Origin of the sequence: Aestuariibacter sp. GS-14 (assembly GCF_006494365.1) — a bacterium.
GTDB lineage: Bacteria > Pseudomonadota > Gammaproteobacteria > Enterobacterales > Alteromonadaceae > Alteromonas > Alteromonas mangrovi.
Window position 1 is genome coordinate 60,728 of record NZ_VHIP01000004.1, and the last position, 20,000, is coordinate 80,727.

At 46.5% G+C, this 20,000-nt stretch carries 19 protein-coding genes; 3 read left to right on the top strand and 16 right to left on the bottom strand.

The features are described 5' to 3' along the window. The 11 genes from FJ444_RS08090 to FJ444_RS08140 all read right to left on the bottom strand — a co-directional run bounded on the left by FJ444_RS08090 (position 1) and on the right by FJ444_RS08140 (position 11,511). Complete coding sequence (locus FJ444_RS08090) at positions 1-984, bottom strand: diguanylate cyclase (protein WP_140957695.1); 984 nt, start codon at positions 982-984, stop codon at positions 1-3. 18 nt (positions 985-1,002) lie between these two features. Beyond that, positions 1,003-1,845 carry a glycosyltransferase family 2 protein gene (locus FJ444_RS08095; RefSeq protein ID WP_140957697.1) on the bottom strand — a complete coding sequence of 281 codons (843 nt, stop codon included), beginning with the start codon at positions 1,843-1,845 and terminating at the stop codon, positions 1,003-1,005. Then, positions 1,842-2,801, bottom strand: a complete 960-nt coding sequence (locus FJ444_RS08100) for a glycosyltransferase family A protein (protein WP_140957699.1) — start codon at positions 2,799-2,801, stop codon at positions 1,842-1,844. Before FJ444_RS08100 ends, FJ444_RS08095 begins: the two co-directional genes overlap by 4 nt. A gap of 356 nt (positions 2,802-3,157) precedes the next feature. Next, the gene (locus FJ444_RS08105) at positions 3,158-3,787 is read right to left on the bottom strand and encodes a sugar transferase (protein ID WP_140957701.1); all 630 of its coding nucleotides are present in this window, start codon (positions 3,785-3,787) and stop codon (positions 3,158-3,160) included. A gap of 191 nt (positions 3,788-3,978) precedes the next feature. Continuing rightward, on the bottom strand, positions 3,979-4,224 hold the full coding sequence (locus FJ444_RS08110; protein ID WP_140957703.1) for a hypothetical protein: 246 nt from the start codon (positions 4,222-4,224) through the stop codon (positions 3,979-3,981). Between the two features lie 67 nt (positions 4,225-4,291). Next, entirely contained in the window at positions 4,292-4,762 is a 471-nt protein-coding gene (locus tag FJ444_RS08115; RefSeq protein ID WP_140957705.1) for a hypothetical protein, read from the bottom strand. Between the two features lie 7 nt (positions 4,763-4,769). Beyond that, the gene (locus FJ444_RS08120) at positions 4,770-5,774 is read right to left on the bottom strand and encodes a glycosyltransferase (RefSeq protein ID WP_140957707.1); all 1,005 of its coding nucleotides are present in this window, start codon (positions 5,772-5,774) and stop codon (positions 4,770-4,772) included. Beyond that, entirely contained in the window at positions 5,771-7,066 is a 1,296-nt protein-coding gene (locus FJ444_RS08125; protein ID WP_140957709.1) for an oligosaccharide flippase family protein, read from the bottom strand. Before FJ444_RS08125 ends, FJ444_RS08120 begins: the two co-directional genes overlap by 4 nt. A gap of 153 nt (positions 7,067-7,219) precedes the next feature. After that, positions 7,220-8,665, bottom strand: a complete 1,446-nt coding sequence (locus tag FJ444_RS08130) for a sigma-54 dependent transcriptional regulator (protein WP_140957711.1) — start codon at positions 8,663-8,665, stop codon at positions 7,220-7,222. A 14-nt stretch (positions 8,666-8,679) separates the two neighbouring features. Next, complete coding sequence (locus FJ444_RS08135) at positions 8,680-10,125, bottom strand: sensor histidine kinase (protein WP_140957713.1); 1,446 nt, start codon at positions 10,123-10,125, stop codon at positions 8,680-8,682. Positions 10,126-10,347: 222 nt separating this feature from the next. Then, a complete protein-coding gene (locus FJ444_RS08140) occupies positions 10,348-11,511 on the bottom strand; it encodes a DUF1624 domain-containing protein (protein WP_140957715.1) in 1,164 nt (387 codons plus the stop codon). A 620-nt stretch (positions 11,512-12,131) separates the two neighbouring features. Between FJ444_RS08140 and FJ444_RS08145 the strand changes: the two genes are divergently transcribed. From FJ444_RS08145 to FJ444_RS08155, 3 genes are all read left to right on the top strand, one after another. Then, positions 12,132-12,914, top strand: a complete 783-nt coding sequence (locus FJ444_RS08145) for an RMD1 family protein (RefSeq protein ID WP_140957717.1) — start codon at positions 12,132-12,134, stop codon at positions 12,912-12,914. A gap of 198 nt (positions 12,915-13,112) precedes the next feature. After that, positions 13,113-14,234: an aspartate-semialdehyde dehydrogenase gene (asd, locus tag FJ444_RS08150; RefSeq protein WP_140957719.1), complete on the top strand. Its 1,122-nt coding sequence runs from the start codon at positions 13,113-13,115 to the stop codon at positions 14,232-14,234. 189 nt (positions 14,235-14,423) lie between these two features. Then, positions 14,424-14,597 (top strand): oxidoreductase-like domain-containing protein, encoded by a 174-nt coding sequence (locus FJ444_RS08155; protein ID WP_140958029.1) that lies wholly within the window; start codon positions 14,424-14,426, stop codon positions 14,595-14,597. A gap of 44 nt (positions 14,598-14,641) precedes the next feature. Here FJ444_RS08155 and FJ444_RS08160 read toward each other — a convergent pair whose 3' ends face one another. The 5 genes from FJ444_RS08160 to FJ444_RS08180 form a co-directional block, all read right to left on the bottom strand. Continuing rightward, positions 14,642-15,370 (bottom strand): transposase, encoded by a 729-nt coding sequence (locus tag FJ444_RS08160; RefSeq protein WP_370298030.1) that lies wholly within the window; start codon positions 15,368-15,370, stop codon positions 14,642-14,644. Between the two features lie 349 nt (positions 15,371-15,719). Further along, entirely contained in the window at positions 15,720-17,552 is a 1,833-nt protein-coding gene (glmS, locus tag FJ444_RS08165; RefSeq protein ID WP_140957723.1) for a glutamine--fructose-6-phosphate transaminase (isomerizing), read from the bottom strand. A gap of 2 nt (positions 17,553-17,554) precedes the next feature. After that, the gene (locus FJ444_RS08170) at positions 17,555-18,328 is read right to left on the bottom strand and encodes a DeoR/GlpR family DNA-binding transcription regulator (RefSeq protein WP_140957725.1); all 774 of its coding nucleotides are present in this window, start codon (positions 18,326-18,328) and stop codon (positions 17,555-17,557) included. 64 nt (positions 18,329-18,392) lie between these two features. Next, entirely contained in the window at positions 18,393-18,941 is a 549-nt protein-coding gene (locus FJ444_RS08175; protein WP_255439080.1) for a hypothetical protein, read from the bottom strand. Positions 18,942-18,954: 13 nt separating this feature from the next. Next, complete coding sequence (locus FJ444_RS08180; RefSeq protein ID WP_140957727.1) at positions 18,955-19,983, bottom strand: oxidoreductase; 1,029 nt, start codon at positions 19,981-19,983, stop codon at positions 18,955-18,957. Positions 19,984-20,000: the final 17 nt, after the last annotated feature.

Consider the following 20,000-nt stretch of genomic DNA (forward strand, 5'->3'; position numbering starts at 1 on the left):
TTAGTCCTGACAAATAGCCCAGCGCATATTCGCTACGTCGGGAACAATCCGGCGTGGTGGTTTTGGGCTACTGTTGTACACCACACAGTTTTTACCGCAGCTTTTGCCTTTGTACAGGGCTTCGTCGGCCTGTCGAACCAGGTCACCAAACTTGGTTGCGCGGGTATTGGTAGAACTGGCCACACCAACACTAATCGTAACTACACCATAAGCGCTGGTGTCATGGGTGATCAGCATTTTTTCCACCTGACGGCACATATCCTGCGCCACCCGTCGCGCACCGCGCAGATCTGTTCTTGGCAATATTACTAAAAACTCTTCTCCGCCGTAGCGCACCACGCTATCCAGTGGGCGGTTTGCGCGGTCTTCTAACGCTGCCGCTACTTTGCGAATGCATTCGTCACCTTTTATATGCCCTTCTGTGTCGTTGTATTTTTTGAAGTCGTCGATATCGATCATCAGCACACTTAAATTATCGCCGTCCCGACGAAGTTGCTTAATCAACGCTGGCACTTCATTTTTCAGATACTGACGATTCTTCAGTCCAGTGAGTCCATCACGCATGATTTGTTGTTCAAGTGCTTGTTCCCGGTCACGGATCTCCAGTTGGTGTTTAATCCGTTGTATCAGGGTATTGCACACCACGGGCTTGGTTACAAAATCTGACGCACCGGCTTTCCAGCAATCCACCTGTACATCGCTGCTTTCTTCTGCAGTAACAAACACCACCGGAATATCTTTTGCGAACCGGCATTTTTGTAGCTGTTGACATACTTCAATGCCGCTTTCTTTTTGCAGTCGAAAATCAAGCAAAATCAAATCTGGCGCAATTTGCGACTGACAGGCTTTAAGCGCAGTAGTGGCATCGGCAGCCACTGCGCACAGATAGGTATCTGACAGCATGGCAACCAGCGTCTCTCTGTATAGCTTATCGTCGTCAACAATAAGTACTTTGTATTTAGCTTGGTTAGTTTTTGTATTCATTTCTTTCACCTGCAACCGTTACATACCCAGCACGTGTTTTTTGGTGATCAGCGACAATTGCTGGTTAACGCGTCTGATCCTGTTTGCAATCCATTGCCGGGCTTTTTTAACGTGATAACGCAGCATAAGACTCTGGCGAAACACGAAGTGGTTGTCGTTTTGGTAAGTGTCCAGTTTGCTGGCCTCACGCAGGTTTTTTTTCACACTGGTCATATCCTGCACAAAACAACTCTTACCAATTGCCTTCAGTGCCCTGCGAGCGTTGATTTGCAACGGCGTTCTTTCGGGGTAATGACGGCACACAGGGGCTTTTTTGAACGGCTTGTTTGCCCAAGGGGGCATACGCTCACCAGCATCTTCCGACCATAGCTCGCCTGGCTTGTTAATAAAAAACCGTTCTTCTTTCCAATTAATTGCATAGAACTTCCTTCTTTGCGAAACAGGCTTAGACACATCTTCACTGTCGAAATACTGATAATCCCGGTCGGTAAAATAAAACCGGGCCTGCCAGGCGGATACGCAGGTTTTGCCTTGCTCTGCAGCTTCTTCCAACAAGGGCACTGGCGTCTCACAGAGCAGTTCATCGGCACCCGGGATGTACCACCAGTCCAGTTCACCGTAGTGGCGGCTGTATTGGTTGTAGATGCGATTGGCAATGTGACCATTGCTGGCCTGCCCAGCCTGACCATAAATGACGATTTCTTTAAACCGGTCGGCCATCGACTGCACAATTTGCCATGTGCCATCTGTAGATGAATTGTCGTAAACATAAATTTTGTGACAAAACTTCATGGCAAACAGCAGGCTCTCCTCAACAATATCAGCCTCGTTTTTTACGATTAGAATGGCATTGAGTTTCATAATAATTTTTCCTTTGGATTGGGTAAGCCGCTGCCAGTGAAAAATTGAGATAGCCTGCCTGTATACGCAGCGGCTTTTAACATCCCGGAGAGTGCGGGCTTTTGTTTGCACAGTGGGTGCCCCAGCAGCGCCAGCGCATGCTGATAGCGTTTTGCCGCCAGATTGGATTTAATGAAACCAAACAGCAAACTGGCGCAATACTGTTGTATGTCGTTTGCAACGATCCGTGCGATGGGGCTGCTATTTAAGCTGCCAAGTAATCGCTCGCAGGAGCTCAGCACATTCTGGTATGGCTCAACATCTGACACCCGGCTGAGCGTGCCGCGCCGATGGTGAACCAGGATATTCGGGCTATAAGCAATGGCTCCCGCCAGCGATGCTTTGGCAAAAAAGGTACATTCAGCACCTATTGCCTCGCCTGCGGGAAACATCCCCAAGGCGTTAAACAATTCGCGCTTCACTACACAGGAGGACGTTACGAAAGGCGCATCGCCACGCGCTGCAATAGCCAAAAAATCGTGCATCAGCCAGGCTTCTTTGGGGCACATACCAAAGCGAACGCTTGCATCAACGGGCATACCGTTTTTTTCAATTAACTGATAACGCGATGCAAACAGGTCCAGATCGGGAAAACGGGTGAACAGTGTGTGCATTTCCAACGTAAAGAACGGCATCCACTGATCGGTAGCATCCAAAAACGCTACATAACGAGAGGAAGACTCAGTGATGCCGCGATTTCTGGCTGCGGCGAGCCCTAAACTGGCTTGCTTAATCAGTTTCAGATTCGGTATCTGCAACGCCGCTATCCGTTCCACACTCCCATCGGAAGAGCCATCATCAACCACCACGATCTCATTCACTTTTACCGATTGTCGCTGAATACTGTTGATGGCATCAACGATGCAATTTTCATTATTATGTAACGGTATGACTACCGAGATTGAAGCAGAATTCATTACACTTTTCTCCAATTACCAGAAGCTATTTTATGCTTCCTCAATGTGTGTACCTCCTAAAACAGCAAGACCCGTTCCAACTTTGAAATACATATATATCAATAACTTAAGAATAAATAATTTGGCTATTTTTCAATTTGCAAATTGAATTTTTGAATTTGCAATTGCGCTCGGTTCAGCCGATCGCAAAGCGTAAGAGCTTACGATCAGAAGTCACGAATCCATCAGCCTATGATGCACGCTAAATGAATCAGACTTACTTAACTTGGTGAGGTAATTGGGCGCAGAAAATAAAAAACCCGGTCAGTTACCTGCCCGGGAATAGAGCGCGTCGAAGCTTCGTGAAGCTGGCGGGGTTAGTAGGCGCCTCTCGCTAACAACACAGCGGGGATAGTTGCGAAGAAGATGCGTACATCCAGCCAAAATGACTGATTGGCGATGTACTGTTTGTCTAGCATAAGCTGTTGTTCAAAAGTGGTGTCTGCGCGGCCAGACACCTGCCACAGGCCGGTTAAACCAGGTTTGCAGTTAAGACGCTCCAGTACTGACGGATCGTATTGCATGTACTCGGTTACCAGGTGTGGGCGAGGCCCAATGATTGCCATATCCCCTTTTAACACATTCACCAACTGCGGGATTTCATCGATAGACAATTTACGAATGATTCGACCGATTTTAGTAACACGCGGATCATTAAAAAACTTCTGACAAATCCCGCTTCTGTCACTCTTCCCCATGGAAACGTTAGCCAGTTGCGGGGAGCCGGGCAGATACATTGAGCGGAATTTAAAGCAGCGAAACTGACGACCATTTTCGCCAACACGGATTTGACTAAAGATCACCGGGCCGTTGCTTTCCAGTTTGATCAACAATGCAACCAGTAACAACAGCGGTGACAAGATTAACAATGCGCATGAAGCAATCAACTGCTGCAGAATAATAGGCAAACCGCGACGATTGATAGTATTAGTGGTCAGGCTTTTCATAATGTAACCCTACTTTCATTAAAATTCGTTATTCAAGCACGAGTGAATTTTTCTGTTTAGCCGCCGGGTCGGCCATCGCCGATGTACACTGGCACTGCTTACAGTAAGCACAATCCATTCATGCGGTGTCTGATTACGAGACCCTTCCCTGATTGCCATTTAACTCACGTTGCTAAAGGCACGTTGATTTGCTATTCCATGCATCCCGCTAACTGTATTGCCAATAATGCTATTCCTGTGCCAACAACATAAAACAAAAAATAACTATTAAAATTCATACAATTAGATAACTTTAATGGAAGTGCAACACTTTCAACCCTCCCGTTTTCATTTTCAGAATTATTTGCAAAAAAAGAAATTTTTGCCTTTTGAAAACGTCCCACTGTTAACGAATGCGCAAGGGTGATTGAAAAAGAGGGCGGAGAGGTAATGCCCATTTGCAGGATTGCTATTGTACATTGCGTCGCCCACACTAAAACAACTAAGGGCCATGCAGGCCCTTATTCAGTGATTCCAACTCACAAAAAATTCCCGTACCGGGAGCAGCGAATGCAAACTGGCTTGCAGCCAGTCCCACAGCCCAAGAGAGTAATTTTCGATTAGATTGATCCCGAACCAGGATTTGAGAATATAGAGCACCACCAGCGCCAGCCCCACACACACCATTAAGAAACAGGTAACACAGAGTACCAGCATACCCACCGCAATGGCTTTTTCTTTTGGCGTTAACTGCCGGCGGTTTTTACCAACCAAAAATACCCAATAAAAGCTCCACGGCAAAAACGGCACCTGCATTGTGGTTCTGATGTCGATTGAGTGAATGCGACCGCCACGTAAACCCACTACCCGGCTAAGCGCCATAAGCTGCTCGGTATTAAAGCTATTTGCAATGTCTGGTCCTAATCGGGTTAACAGGCTTTTTAACGCCGGGTCCTGACTCGGATGCAGATTGTATTGTTGCTTTTTTTTACTCATAACGGGGCTACACCGACAAACTGCGTTTGCTAATCAGGCGGATAGCTGCCTTTTCCAACTGCTTGTAAAGCGGAGCAGGTAACAGCCCTAAAATTGCAGTGGCAAGCGTAACCAGGGTTTTAACTGGCTCCTCCCAAACTATACGCACATTGGTTGCAACCGCCCGCATTACATAGCCAATGGCTTTAAACGGATCACCACTTTTTACCGCGCGACGCGCCAGGTATCTGAGTTGATATGCCTGGGCCAACGAGAGCCATGGCTTCACCTGCGCAGGATGACTGTTGAGATGACGCTGCATGCTCGATTGCCAGTTTGAGTAGTTTTGTTCCAGATCACCGGACAGTCCGTCCTGGTTCACCCGGTACAACGTAAGCGGCATACTGATCCCTTCGAACCGCCAATCGGTGTTCAGTGAAATCCGCATCCAGAAGTCATTGTGCTCAGACTGTTTCAAGGTCTCATCAAAATAACAGAAGCGACCTGATTCATGCTTTGCCACAAAAGGCTGAATCGATTCCAGCGCCGCCATGCGGATCACAGCTGCTGAACAGTTCCCAACCGGATTCCGGCACATAACCTGTTTAATATCCACATTGTGCAAGCGGGGATATTGCCCCAGTCCGGTTTTCTTGCCGTTTTGGTCGATAAATAAAGACGGGCAATAACTTACGCCAATACGTGGATCGCTCAACAAATGCTTTAGGTGCAGCAGCAGTTTCTCGGGCTCATAGCAATCGTCTGGGTCTATTAACGCTATAAACTGTCCTCGTGCACAATGAATACCCACATTACGCGCAGCGGCCAAACCAAGCTGATTTTCGCTTACCAGGCGTATACGTGGATCATGAAATGACCTGATGATCTCCAGTGAATCGTCGGTGCTGCCATCATCGACACAAATCAACTCAAAGTACTCACACGTTTGCTGTAATACCGACTCAATGGCGGCACTAAGGTAATACTGAGCATTAAAAACAGGCATAACAACTGAAACAATAGGCGTTTTCATAGCGGTTGCTCTTTAGTTGATTTGGTTTGAAAAATGACGGGTATCCCTTCGGACACAATGGAATGCACTAGCACACAAAGCAGGCCAATCACACTCGAAATAAGCAGATCAACTGCAAACCCGATAGGCGATGCTGGTGACATCAGCAACAACGAACACACCGTAGACACGGCAAATATCAGGCGGGTAACCAGCTCTTTGTAATACGCACCGGTTGCGCGGATTGCCGTTGCATGTGTTTCTATTATCAATGCGGGTATCGCTGTGACACACAGCACGGATACAACCGGAATGGCATCGTTCCATCGGTCGGCGAACAAAATAGGTATGTATACAGGCGCAATAATCGCCTGGGCTAAAAATGCACCGCCTACCAGCCCCGCCATTGCCAATAACCGCATGTTCAGCCTTACCGGCTGACCATTGCGGTGTTGTTGGCATAATTGCGGGTACAACGCACTGGTGAACGCCTGACTCAGGGTTTGGCTGAGGCCAATCCCAGCGCTGCGGGCAAACGCATATACCCCCATCCATTCAGCACTGAGTACCCGGCCAGCGATAAACAAATCGGCCTGTTGGCGAATAGAGCGCACCGCTTCAGTGGTAAATAACTGCGCTGAAGTGGTGAACAAATACCACATGACGGCTGGATCGAATTTGGCGCGAAACGCCGGCACTGGCGCCCGTGAAAAACCGATGACCCACATAACGGCAAATACATATTTACCTGCCACCACAGACCACACGTCTGCACCAACAAACGCAAAGGCAGCCACAGACAGGTTTTCGCCCGTAATACACAAACCATTGCGAAGGCTGAAAAACCGAAAGTTGCTATTCCGTTGAATTAACAGGGTAGTGACACCCACAACAGGAAACAGCAGATAAGTGAATGCCATAGCTTGTATAAGCAGAGAAAGCGTCGGATCGTTGTAAAACAGACCCAACACATAGCCCAACGTGAATTGCAACGCGCATAATGCGCCGCTTAACAACCACTGGAGCGTGATCGCGTTTTCGGCGAAGGTAGTTAACTCGTGGTGTGCACACTGCACAATTTGCGAACCCGCACCAAAACGCATTATAGTGCGGATCACTTCGTGACAGGCCAGGGCCAGCATTGCCTGCCCGTAAGAGACAGCCGGAATATACGCTGCCAATGCAATTAATGTAACCAACCGGGAGACTTTGCCAAATAGCTCGGTACCTAACGACCACGCCACATTGCGCGCCAGTTTATGTTGCAAAGCGGTTTGCAAACCTTGCTTGAACAACAATGCGATCTGGCTCATTCATACTTACCGACTACCTGAAGATAATCAGTTATTACAAGAAACAGACCAACCGAGTTGATACAGGTAAAGTATTGAATTTATTTGATTAATGCAATTTGGAAAGCAGGCTGCAAGCCTGCTTTTAGTTCGATTTTTGCAATATGCGAAGCCCTATTCTTCCCATTGTTGCATTTTGCGATACAGCGTAGAAGGGCTAACTTCCAGCGCGCTTGCGGCTTTAACCACATTATCATCATACAGCGCAATGGCTTGCTGTATAGCTTTGCGTTCCATGAGTGCCAAGGGCTCAATTTCCTGCTTCGTGTGTGGCAAATTCGAATCAAATGAACTTATTGACGGTACACTTGGATCAGTTGAAATGTGTGGAACAGACACCGCCGGAGTAGAGATTTGCTCCCTGGATGTCAGTAAATCATTGAGCATGTCTGACGTGATCATTGGTCCATCATTCATTACAACACAGCTATGAATGAGGTTTTGCAATTGACGCACATTGCCCGGCCAGCTATAGCGCTTTAGCATATTCTCGGCATCCTGAGTGAAACCAGAGAATTGCTTTTCTTCGTCCTCACTAAAACAATTCAGAAAGTGTCGGGCCAACAATACAACGTCGTCGTCCCGGTCTCTGAGTGAAGGCATTTCAACAGCAATAACATTTAGCCGATAAAACAAATCTTCCCTCAACCGCCCTTCCTTAATGGCTTCGTGAGGCTCGCGATTCGTGGCGGCCACAAACCGCACATTCACTTTTTCCATTTTCGTGCCGCCAACACGCTGAAATGTGCCGGTTTGTATAAAGCGGAGTATTTTAGCCTGCAGCGACATATCCATTTCGCCCAATTCATCGAGGAACAAGGTACCGTTGTCGGCCAGGGTGGCCGCACCATCGCGATTACTCACCGCACCACTAAATGCACCTTTCACATGTCCAAATATTTCGGATTCCATTAACTCCGAGGGAATAGCTGCGCAGTTAAGCGCGATGAAAGCGTCGTTTTTTCGCTGACTCAAATTGTGAATAGCAAAGGCTGCGACTTCTTTACCCGTGCCGCTTTCACCGGTAATAAACACAGATGCTTTGCTAGGTGCTGCTTTCTCCAGTTTGTTGTACACCCGCTGCATAGACGGCGAATTACCTACAAAATCTTCGAATGACTTTTTAAATGGCGTTGCGGAATTACTCAGCACTTTGCCCACAATACTGCGGCGCACATATTGCTCTCTGGAAGCAACCAGATCCTCAATCATGGAGCGCAACTCATCGTCTGACCAAGGCTTATTAATGTACCCCGATACCTTACCGCGATTTACTGCCTCCATAATATGCTCGGGTTCTTTGTGAGCGGTGAGCATAATACGGATCGTTTCCGGCGCAATTTGTGCAATCTCGGCCAGCAAATCATTCCCAGTCATTTCTGGCATGCTCAGGTCGCTAATCACAATATCCGCCGGGGATTCCCTGAACTTAGCCAATGCTTCTTTACCGCTACCCGCAGCTACCACACTAATCCCAGGCAGATCGGAAAGGGCGCGATTCAGAGCCCTTAAAATTCTGGGTTCGTCGTCAACAATGATCACCTGAAAATCTTTGTGCATAGCTCGCTCCTTGTTCAATTACCAGAGCATGGAAAATGGATACTAAAACAGGTACCTACGCCTACTTCAGATTCCACTTCTATGCGTCCGTGATGTGCATCGATGATATTTTGCGAAATAGATAACCCAAGGCCCGTGCCTTTACCCACATCTTTTGTAGTGAAAAAAGGTGTAAACAACTTGGTTTTAACCACATCATCCATCCCTTGTCCGGTGTCTTTCACGGTAAGAATAACATCGGTTTCATTCTGTTCGGTTCGTATTTCCACTTTACCCTTACCATTAAGGGCATCAATGGCATTTACCAACAGGTTAAGAATAACCTGTTCCAATTGAGATGCATTCCCAGCAATGGCGGGCAAACCTTCTGCAACATGGCAATGCAGCTCCACACAATCAGGCAATGAGGCTCTGGCCACCTTCGCCATTTTGGTTACGCAGTCGTTTATATCCACCTGATCGGTGAGTTGCTCGCCAAAATGCGAATAGGTTCTGAGACTTTCAGAAATGGCGACGATGCGATTTAAGCCATATTCGTTGTCTTCCAGCATCAGAAGAATTTCTTCTTTCATTGCTGCCAGCTCATGCTGATAAATGACGATGCCTTCTTCATCACCGCGGCGACTGGCCTGCGCATAGTTTTCGATGAGTTCAAACAAAGGCTTCATCATCTTTCGCAAACTGCTGTTATTCGAGATGATAAAGGCCGCCGGATTATTGATTTCATGTGCCACACCACTGGCCAGAAAACCCAGCGCCGCCATGCGATCGGCTACCACTAACTGCTGCTTGGTAGCCGACAACTCCGTTTGTATTTTCTGCATATTATTGGCGGTGCGATCAACCGCTTGCGTCGTGCGATTTTTATCTATACCCGTACGCAAGTACTTCAGATAGGCATCGAGAATGTACAACAAACCTTCGTCAATATAGTTTGCCGGAATAGTGAGCACTAACCAGCCTAACGTATCGTCACTATAAGTAAAGTTGGCGCACACTGCCCAACAAGAGCGCGCCATTTGGGCTGAAATATTTTCGATAAGCCAGCAATCCAGCAGGTCTGTGCACTCATCTGGCACAAAATGTTGTAACTGAGTTTTGTTCTCTGGGGTTAACGTCACCGAAGCACTGGTAATACAACGGTCAAGCAGATTACCTTGCCGGGTAAAAAAACACGCTGCCAGTTCTGCCTTACAGAAATCGGCTGTGAGCCCCAGCGTGGATGCAATGAGGGCGTCCGGGTCTTGTTTATCCGAAATTGAAAAGCCGGTACGGGCCAGATATTCAATTTCCTCTTGCTTGCGCTGGGCAACTAACAGTGATTGCTTTAGCTTTTCGTTGGCAGCAAAAAACTTACCCGAGTATTCGTCCAGCAACTTCTCCGATGCCAGGCGTGCTGCCTTTTCACGAGTTAACCGTCTTTCCAGCTGTTCAATACGCGTTTTTTCTTGTTGCCCCATTTCTGTCCTTTTTCAGATAACTCGTTTTCCCCTTACAAACCATAATCATGGCTTTCAATTTGGTAACGGGCTACACGTTTTGTAAGTCTAGTTGAAAAAAGGCCAAGCATTATTATTAATTAGTCGAAAACGAGATCGCTACCTGATTTTCACATTATCAGGCCACAGTAATAAAAACGGGCCTGCAATTGAGGCCCGGTATGTAGCAAAGCAAACTGTCGACTAGAAGTACTTAATAAGCGAATTGCTGCTCTGCTTTTTAAAGGCAGAAAACGCTTTGGTGGGGAAATACAACACGATACCCAAAAGCAATGCGCCTGCCCAAATTTGCCAGACGTCACTAAACGCAAACATATCACCATGATTCGGGCCCCACACATTCATTGCGATGCGGTACAGAACCAACAGTACCGCTAGGTGCAAAATGTAAAAGAACATTGGCGCTGATCCGAAGTTTTCGATGACTTTGCTGTATTGATTATTTACTTTATCGAGCCCAACCAGTATCAGGAATGCACCGCCCAGCGTAAACAACACATAATCCAATGACGGCGGATATTTAGTGTAATTGATAAACGACATGACGGTTTGTACTGCGGTGTCCTGAACCTCAAAAGGCAAGATTTCGCCATACAGGTTAGTACTGCGCAGCACAATTAATAACGCCCACATACCCAGCGCAAGTGTTGTTAGTATTTTTCTTCGCTGTGCGCCATCGTAGTCACGCGCATAAATTGGCCCCATGCTGTAACCCAACAAAATAACGCCAATCCAAGGCAGCACCGGATAGGAAGCTTTAATTCGGAAAGTGTCTGACTCAAAAATAATACCGCGGTCGTGAAGTACTGCCCAAATATTGTAACCAGCTTCACCGGGATTAAAGGCAATTGGACTCAGCAAATTGTGGCAGCACACTATTAATAAACCCAGGGCAAGGATCGCTTTTGCGGGCAGCTTGCTCAACACCGACAATGACACCATGCTGATACCAATTGCCCACATTACCTGTAAATACAGCGTGTCGTAGGTGCCAAGCCATAACCAGTTAATAATTGCGATTTCCACGAAGATAATGAACAAACCGCGTTTGAACAAAAACGGGGTTGCGGAGCGCGGGGCTCTATTTGCCGGATTAGCGTACAACCAGGCGGACATCCCTGTTAAAAATACGAATACCGGCGCGCACAAATGTGCTGTTATTCGCGTGAAAAACAACTGGGGACTGGTTGCATCCAAATCCATTGGATCGCTCACGTTCAGGTGGTAAAAAAATCGCTCCCTGACATGGTCTACCAACATAAACAGCATTACGAGACCACGCAATATATCAATAGAGGCAATGCGCTTACTGTGCATTACTTCTGGTGTGTTGAGGACGGTATTCATCGTTATTATTCCGTGAAAATAGGTGCACTACTTAATCTGAATTTCATTTTTGATGTATCAAAATCCATGGTAGCGAACAATAAAAAGCATTTTTCTCTATTATCGATAGGATGACCGAAATAAAACGTTGAATTTGTGAGATGGGATAGGAAAAGAGTACCGCTGGCGCAAAAACGCCAGCAGCGGCGATCAGTTACACTTGTATGCACGCGTATATGCTGTTTTTATGTTTGATCGCCCAGTTGGTGTTACTTTGTCAATTTTTCTTTACCCTATAAGCCTAGCGGCTTGAGCTCTCATCACAATTAAACAAAAGTATAATAATGCCCCATGTTACAGACACCCACCTAATTGTTGGACACCCACCGTTTTAGTGGACACCCACCTTTCTGCGAGTGATCCAGAGAGATTCCCGGACACCGAGATTCCCGGACACCCACTTTTTTGTGCTCCAACGTCCAACCAACGTGATGTTCGCCAGGAGTCTGGCAGCGCACTAAAGCTTTTAAAGCCATCAAAATCCTTTATCTTTAAGAGCATTATTTCTCACTCTGATTTTCGTGGTCTGAATGCATAAATATGTGCATAATCAGTCGGTTTTTTAAACGATTGGTTTGATCATGTTATTTTCTAATGACCGCGTGTCGGTTTTTGCTCTACCCGTTTCAGACACAGACAACATTTTGTCAGTTGAGTCTGGCACCCGTTACAGAGATGCAGTGTTACTTAATATTCCCGGTGGTGAAGCCTGGGTGTTTGACTATGGTGTAATTGTATTTTGGGGTGTTGATGAGGACGAACGACTGTCTTTACTGCATCGCTTGAAAATTCAAAGCGACATCATCTCCGGTGAACATCAGGAGCACTTTCGCTTTACCGTTGAAGGCAGCGAAATAAAACTTCAACAAGACTTGATTACTTTAGGTATGGATGCCTCACTGCAGCGTCTGGCAGTGAGTCATGCTCTCGCTCAATCTCTTAAGCTAAATGACTATGAGCAACGTGCTCAGGAAACCATTATTCAATATGCACACTTACCTAAAGCATTAGCAACTACCGGTAAAATCAACCTTAGTCGCAATGAAATTGCCAGTATTCGCGGGCACCTATTCAGCACTAAAAGTGATATTTTCTTGCACTACGGATTATTAGATACGCCGGAATTTTTCTGGGAATATCCAGAGTATGAATCTTCTTACAACGCAACAGCAAAATATCTGGATATCCGCCCTCGGGTTGAATTGTTATCAAACAAGCTCAACGTTATCCACGAACTTTTTGAAATGCTGGCCGACGAGTTAAAGCACAAACATTCGTCTTTTCTGGAATGGATAATCATCATTTTGATTGCCTTTGAGATTGTTATGTTTGGCGCGCAGGAATTAAAAGCACTGTTGTTTTAGTTGTATACCGAAAGCGCATGATATTTGTGGCTTCTGAGTATATTAAATTACAAAAGAAACTAGCCAATTCGCAGCATAATTTATAGACTGCGGGGCTATTACAAATGTATCAAGTGAATTGCAGTAAACTAAAAATGAACCCGTAAGAGGTTAGCTGCTCGACAGAACACTTGAAGAGGAAAATTAAGGGTTCTTAACATGTCTCAAAATAAAGTTGGTTTAGTGGGTTGGCGCGGAATGGTAGGCTCCGTCCTGATGCAGCGTATGCAGGAAGAGAGCGACTTTTCTCTGATTGAGCCAACTTTCTTTACCACCTCTCAGGCTGGTAGCTCCGCACCTGACTTCGCAGGTAAAGACTGTGGTTTATTACAAGATGCTTTTGATATTGATGCACTGAGTACGCAGGATATCATCATTACCTGTCAGGGTGGCGATTACACAAAAGAAGTGTATCCGAAACTTCGCGAAGCTGGCTGGAATGGCTATTGGATAGATGCTGCCTCTGCACTGCGTATGAAAGATGACGCCGTTATCATTTTAGATCCGGTAAACCGCACAGAAATTGATAAAGGAATAGAAGCCGGTATTAAAACGTATGTCGGTGGAAATTGTACCGTTTCACTAATGCTAATGGCGCTGGGTGGTTTATTTGAAAAAGGTCTGGTTGAGTGGGCCTCGCCAATGACCTATCAGGCTGCATCAGGCGCTGGTGCAAAGCACATGCGAGAACTGCTGAGCCAAATGGGCGCCGTTTATGGCAACGTTAAGCAACTTGTTGATGACCCAACTACCGCCATTCTGGATATAGACCGTCAGGTAGCGGAATTTATTCGTTCTGATGAGTACCCTACGGCACAATTTGGCGTACCGTTAGCTGGTAGTCTGATCCCCTATATCGACACGCAGTTACCTTCGGGTCAAAGTCGTGAAGAATGGAAAGCAGAAGCGGAAGCCAATAAAATTCTAGGGACCACAGCGGCACCTGTGCCAGTAGATGGTCTGTGCGTTCGCGTGGGCGCAATGCGTTGCCATAGTCAGGCGATAACGCTTAAGTTAAAACAGGATTTATCTGTTTCAGAAATCGAATCGTTACTGGCAGCGCATAACGATTGGGTAAAGGTAATACCAAACGACCGCGAAGTAACTATGGCCGAATTAACGCCTGCCAAGGTTACCGGGACATTATCAATTCCGGTTGGCCGTATTCGCAAACTGTCTATGGGGCCTGAGTATATTTCTGCCTTCACTGTAGGCGATCAGCTTCTGTGGGGTGCCGCAGAGCCGCTGCGCAGAATGCTGCGGATTATCCTGGGTAAATAACTGCTAAAGGCGCTATCCAGCGCCTTTTTTATTGGACATCCACTAATTTCCTTTGCAAGACACCCACACAATTAAGTGGGTGTCTTATTTTATCGTTGAGCTCTCTTTGAGCTGCAACTAGGGAGTATTCATTCCATCAATTTGAAATAAATGGAAAGCAACAACATACTGGTTGGTAAAAAGGAGACCATGATGGAATTACCGCTCAAACCAGAAAAGCCACTTAAAAGCGACTGCTGCGGTGGGGGTTCATGTTGCCCATGCGTATGGGACGTTTATTACGAAAAATATAGGGAGTGGCAGGATATTTGCCATAAAATGAAGCAAAATGAAAATGCTGATAATTGCCGAACAGATAAATAATCTATTATCGAACCGGGTTGATATATCAGCGCTTCCAGTGCACTTCACAAAACGGCAAGCTTTCTCTGGGCAATATCTGCGCTCACTTTTGTTCCAAATCGCCCGTCTATGTCAAAACTCATGCAATGCCAGCTACCAACGTTAGTATTAAACACTTCAATTTTTGCATAAAGCTCCTCAATACCGCGGCAAGTAGCTGCATTCTTTGATTTTACTGTTGAATGCAATAAAGCCAGGTAGTCAGACAAAGTACAATTTAATACACTTGATCCATACTCAGTTTTCTTGTCTTTAAATGGCAGTAACGCTGGCAATTTCTTTTTCTGACGGGACGCGAGAACACGACTTCGGATGCTGGTAAATGCCGATTTTTCGGGTTGATTGGAAATACCGGCTCTCACTGGATTCAGATCAACATACGCCATACAAGCGTATAAAGCGGCGTCATCAAGCAGCGCTTGAGATTTGAATCGTCCTTCCCAAAATCGGCCTGTGCATTCATCTTCTTTGTTAGCTTTTCTCGCAATATATTCATTGAGTAACCGCATAAACCAACTTACATCGCAAAGGCGATTACGATAAATTTCCACCACGCGCATCACCGTATCCAGTTCAGCCTGGCTAAGCTTAACCCTTTCTTTCTCATCAAGAAACTGTCTACAACACACCATTCCTTTGTGTAATTTATGCCAACGCAATAACACTTCTTCATCTGACAATGATTTGGCTTCATCCAGATTTATGTGCAGCACAACATGCGTATGATTGTGCATCACAGCATAAGCGCAAATGTCTATCGCAAATATTTGCCCTAATAGCAGCAGTCGATTCTCAACCCACTTCCGCCTGTGCTCGTAAGAGCGCCCGGTTAACGCATCGCTACCGCACAGGTATGCTCGGCGTACACAACGGGAAACACAGTGATAGAAGGGGGTATCAGTAACGCAAATAAGGTTTTTTCTTGGCTGAGGCATGACAATCTCCGTTTATCCAGGGGCTATTGTGTCCAAGAATGTAGGAGATTTCTGCTGTACCGAAGGACGTGAGTGTGTGTCTGGAAAGAAAGTGAGTGTCCTGAATAAGCATGCCAGTCGCAAGACTGGCATGCTTAAGGACGTGTTTTTATTCTACGGTGACTGATTTAGCAAGGTTTCGCGGCTGATCTACGTCGGTGCCTTTAATTAACGCTACGTAGTAAGACAACAATTGCAGCGGAATTGTATAGATAATGGGAGCAATTGGCGCATCGCAATGCGGCACATTAATCACACGCATAGTATCGTCACTGGCAAAAGCGGTATCTTTATCTGCAAATACATACATGATACCGCCTCTGGCGCGCACTTCTTCCACGTTTGACTTTAATTTTTCCAGTAATTCATTGTTAGGCGCAACCACGATAACCGGCATTTCTTCGTCAATTAATGCCAACGGGCCGTGCTTGAGTTCACCCGACGCATACGCCTCTGCGTGAATATAAGATATCTCTTTGAGCTTTAAGGCCCCTTCCATAGCTATCGGGTACTGATCCCCCCGGCCTAGGAACAGAGAGTGGTGTTTATCAGCAAACTCCTCAGCCAAATCCTCAATCCCTTGGGTAATAGTGAGTGTCTCTTCCAGTTTTGCCGGTAAACTATGCAAGGCTTTAACAATAGCATTTTCGTCTCTTGCCGACATGCCATTGTATTTACCCAATGCCAGTGTAAGCATAAGAAATGCAGTTAACTGTGTTGTAAACGCTTTGGTAGATGCCACACCAATCTCAGCGCCAGCGCGGGTCATAAAAGACAGGTCAGACTCACGCACCAATGATGAACCTGGCACGTTACAAATAGTCAGACTGGCCATATAGCCCAACTCTTTTGCCAAACGCAATGCCGCTAATGTATCTGCCGTTTCTCCCGACTGAGAAATCGTCACTAACAGACTATTTTCATGCACCACTGACTTTCGGTAGCGAAACTCGGATGCTATCTCAACATTACACGACACATTGGCATATTGCTCAAGCCAGTATCTGGCGGTCATACCCGAGTGATAACTAGTACCACAGGCTACAATCTGTACGTGTTTTACTTTTTCAAACAGTGCTTCTGCACCGTTACCAAACACGTCGGCAACCAGTCCTTTTTCATCGAGGCGATGCTGCAAAGCATTACGCACAACGGTAGGTTGCTCGTGGATCTCTTTTAACATGTAGTGACGATATCCGCCTTTGTCACCTGCGTCGTGCTCGATATTCGACTCAATTACTTCACGTTCAACCGGATTTCCCTGCTTGTCGAATATTGACACGCTGCGGCGGGTTATTTCTGCAACATCGCCTTCTTCAAGAAAAATGAAACGACGGGTAACCGGCAACAATGCCATTTGGTCAGACGCGATGAAGTTTTCGCCCAGACCCAATCCAATCACCAAAGGACTACCGGAACGCGCCACCACTACGCGCGATGGGTCTTGCTTATCCATGATTACGGTGCCATAGGCTCCGTGAAATTGAGGTACTGATTGCTGAACAGCCGCTAACAGCGAATTTGCCGTTTTTAACGCGTCATGAACAGTATGGGCAATGGTCTCAGTATCGGTATCACTGCTGAACCGATAGCCTTTTGCAGACAGACTTTCCCTTAACGACTGGTAGTTTTCTATGATGCCATTATGCACCACAGCAATGCGCTCTTCAGATACATGAGGGTGGGCGTTGGCCTCTGTCACTCCGCCGTGGGTAGCCCAGCGAGTATGTGCAATACCTGTAGAACCTAACGCTTCCTGGCCTCCAATTGCATCAACCAACTCTTGCACCTTGCCCGTGCGGCGGATCCGGGTTAGAGCACCGTCTGACTGCAATAAAGCGACACCGGCTGAATCATATCCACGGTACTCAAGACGCTTGAGCCCTTCGAGCAAGATCTCAACCACATTACGTTCGGCTACTGCCCCCACAATCCCGCACATATCTATTCTCCATCAGGTGACGCGGTTAACACTGTCACACCATAATCTGCTAATTGTCTTGCTGCATCGTCAGCAAGACCGGTATCGGTTACCAAAACAGCCACTTGCTGCCAGGTTAATTCTACATTTGGCATTTTGTTTCTTAACTTAGCTGATTCTGCCACAACAATCACCTTTGTTGCTGCATTTGCCATCGCCTGGCTAAGTTGGGTCATTTCGTTGTAAGTTGTGGTACCGCGCTCTATATCAAGACCTGCGGCGCCTACAAATGCCAAATCAAAGTTATAGGCCTGCACCATATTACCCGCCATCTTGCCCTGAAATGACTGGGACCGGGGATCCCAGGTCCCACCCGTCATAATAACGGTTGGCTCGTTCTTAAAAGCGACTAATTGATTCGCCACAGAAAGTGCATTGGTCATAACCACTATATTCTGCTGCGTTTGCAAGTGCTCTACCATGGTTGCCGTTGTACTACCACTATCTATGATAATCCGTTGATTATTTTGAATAAGACTTGCGGCCAATCGGCCTATAGCGGCTTTTACTGGTGAGAGAAAAGTGCGCTGACTACTGCTAACTAACGCAGGCAACGGCGCAGCTCCGCCGTGCTGACGTACTATCGTGCCTTCTGAATCCAACACAGATAAGTCTTTGCGAATAGTCACGGATGAGGTTTCAAACAGCTGCGCAAGCGCCTCCACAGACGTAAGTCCGTATTGATTAACATGCTCGACAATACTTTGTCTTCTTGCGTCGGTGTTTCGCTTTGCCAAAAAAGAAACTTACAATTTACGAAATGAAAGATTAATCTACGCTATTTATTTCGATTCGCAAGATTTATTTATTAATGGCATGCACATTCAGTTCTGCGTGAATCAAATCGACCAGATACAAGATCTTGCTATTTGATAGCTGTCGATAATCGAAGTATGGACACACAACCAAATTTAAAGATGTGTTAATAGCAAACTCTGGCGTAACCCAATAGAGGCTTTGCGCGACATTTGTACTCTGTGCAAACGTTCGTCCGGTAATGATATTCAGTGTATCCGCCTCAAAACTGTTTGGCTCACCGAACATCAGCGCGGTATTCGACCCACCCTGCAAAAGGTGGGTGTCCCGAAATTGTTGCCAACAGTTCCCCTGCTTGAATTGCAGATTGTCTGGCAAGGCAAAGAGAAATTTTGCATACACATTAAATACTTTACGCCAGCCATTGCCACAAGCTTTACCAATTGCGTCTATGTCACCTGCGGCAAGCGGTACAATGCCGCTTCCGAGGCGCTGTAAACTGAAAGCGGGGCGATTTGCAATGAATACACGCATGCTTGCATTGCAATCGCCCAGGCCTTTTATTTTCGAAGAACTCAGGTCTATCATCGACATTGGTTGGTCATGCTCACGACACCAGCACTGTGCGCTGATTTTGCGAAGACTCAATGGCTAGCTCGATCAGTTGTATTACCGGTACAACCGATATTGCATCGGCGGGCAACGGAGACTCGCCTTGAATAGCATCAGCTAATTGTTGATAAAACTGAATGTACCGCCCCGGCAGTGTAGGGATTATCTTGCTGGAGGTATCCGTGTGTAACTTGCCTTGCTCCTCTTCTGGCGTATTCGCCCAACGCGGATGGTTAAAACTCAGCCCGGCTTTAAGCTGATCTTCCTGAGGATCCAACGCAAACTTTCGGTAACTTCCTTTGTTGCCATGCAGCGCAAAACGCAGTGTAGGGCCAGCCTCAAATGGCGTAGAACCAAGTAACGCAATGTGAGTGTCATAAAACAAGGTTATCTCAAACGCATCGTTTGCTTCACCGCCATGACGCTGAGTAAGTATGTGTGCGTTTACAGCCCGGGGCATTCCCCATAATTGAATACACTGATCAATCAGATGCGGGCCCAAATCCCAGAAAATACCTGCGCCAGGGCCCGCTTGTTCTCGCCAGCGCTGCCTTGGGTTGGGTCGGAAACGGTCAAACCGGCTTTCAAATCGCTTGATATCCCCAACGCTATCATCGGCGATTAACTGTTTAATGGTAAGAAAATCGCCATCAAAACGCCGATTGTGAAACACACAAAGATGCTTGCCTGCCTGTTTCGCCAGCGCAACTAATTCTTCACCCTCTTTGCTGTCTAGTGTGAAGGGCTTTTCCACTAATACATGGCAACCTGCTTGCAACGCTGCGGTTACTTGTGGTGCGTGAAGATGGTTTGGTGTAGTAATAACAACTAAATCGAAACTGGCTGAGCTAAATGCTTGCTCAAGTGACGAGTAAACTACACAACCGGGTAACTCACTGTTCACTTTGGCGGGATCGGATGACACCACCCCATTAATCTCAAAATCAGCAAGTTCAGTAAGAAAAGGTACGTGAAAGGTTTTGGCTGCATAGCCAAAACCCACCACAAGCGTTGATATTGTCATAAGCTATCTGCTTCCGC

Coding starts and splice junctions, on each gene's coding strand:
- FJ444_RS08160 (WP_370298030.1), bottom strand. CDS start 15,370: ATGCACAATCATACGCATGTTGTGCTGCACATAAATCTGGATGAAGCC.
- FJ444_RS08120 (WP_140957707.1), bottom strand. CDS start 5,774: ATGAAAACGCCTATTGTTTCAGTTGTTATGCCTGTTTTTAATGCTCAG.
- FJ444_RS08135 (WP_140957713.1), bottom strand. CDS start 10,125: ATGGGGCAACAAGAAAAAACGCGTATTGAACAGCTGGAAAGACGGTTA.
- FJ444_RS08095 (WP_140957697.1), bottom strand. CDS start 1,845: ATGAAACTCAATGCCATTCTAATCGTAAAAAACGAGGCTGATATTGTT.
- FJ444_RS08125 (WP_140957709.1), bottom strand. CDS start 7,066: ATGAGCCAGATCGCATTGTTGTTCAAGCAAGGTTTGCAAACCGCTTTG.
- FJ444_RS08110 (WP_140957703.1), bottom strand. CDS start 4,224: ATGGGCATTACCTCTCCGCCCTCTTTTTCAATCACCCTTGCGCATTCG.
- FJ444_RS08145 (WP_140957717.1), top strand. CDS start 12,132: ATGTTATTTTCTAATGACCGCGTGTCGGTTTTTGCTCTACCCGTTTCA.
- asd (WP_140957719.1), top strand. CDS start 13,113: ATGTCTCAAAATAAAGTTGGTTTAGTGGGTTGGCGCGGAATGGTAGGC.
- FJ444_RS08175 (WP_255439080.1), bottom strand. CDS start 18,941: ATGTCGATGATAGACCTGAGTTCTTCGAAAATAAAAGGCCTGGGCGAT.
- FJ444_RS08115 (WP_140957705.1), bottom strand. CDS start 4,762: ATGAGTAAAAAAAAGCAACAATACAATCTGCATCCGAGTCAGGACCCG.
- FJ444_RS08180 (WP_140957727.1), bottom strand. CDS start 19,983: ATGACAATATCAACGCTTGTGGTGGGTTTTGGCTATGCAGCCAAAACC.
- FJ444_RS08100 (WP_140957699.1), bottom strand. CDS start 2,801: ATGAATTCTGCTTCAATCTCGGTAGTCATACCGTTACATAATAATGAA.
- FJ444_RS08130 (WP_140957711.1), bottom strand. CDS start 8,665: ATGCACAAAGATTTTCAGGTGATCATTGTTGACGACGAACCCAGAATT.
- FJ444_RS08155 (WP_140958029.1), top strand. CDS start 14,424: ATGATGGAATTACCGCTCAAACCAGAAAAGCCACTTAAAAGCGACTGC.
- FJ444_RS08090 (WP_140957695.1), bottom strand. CDS start 984: ATGAATACAAAAACTAACCAAGCTAAATACAAAGTACTTATTGTTGAC.
- glmS (WP_140957723.1), bottom strand. CDS start 17,552: ATGTGCGGGATTGTGGGGGCAGTAGCCGAACGTAATGTGGTTGAGATC.
- FJ444_RS08105 (WP_140957701.1), bottom strand. CDS start 3,787: ATGAAAAGCCTGACCACTAATACTATCAATCGTCGCGGTTTGCCTATT.
- FJ444_RS08140 (WP_140957715.1), bottom strand. CDS start 11,511: ATGAATACCGTCCTCAACACACCAGAAGTAATGCACAGTAAGCGCATT.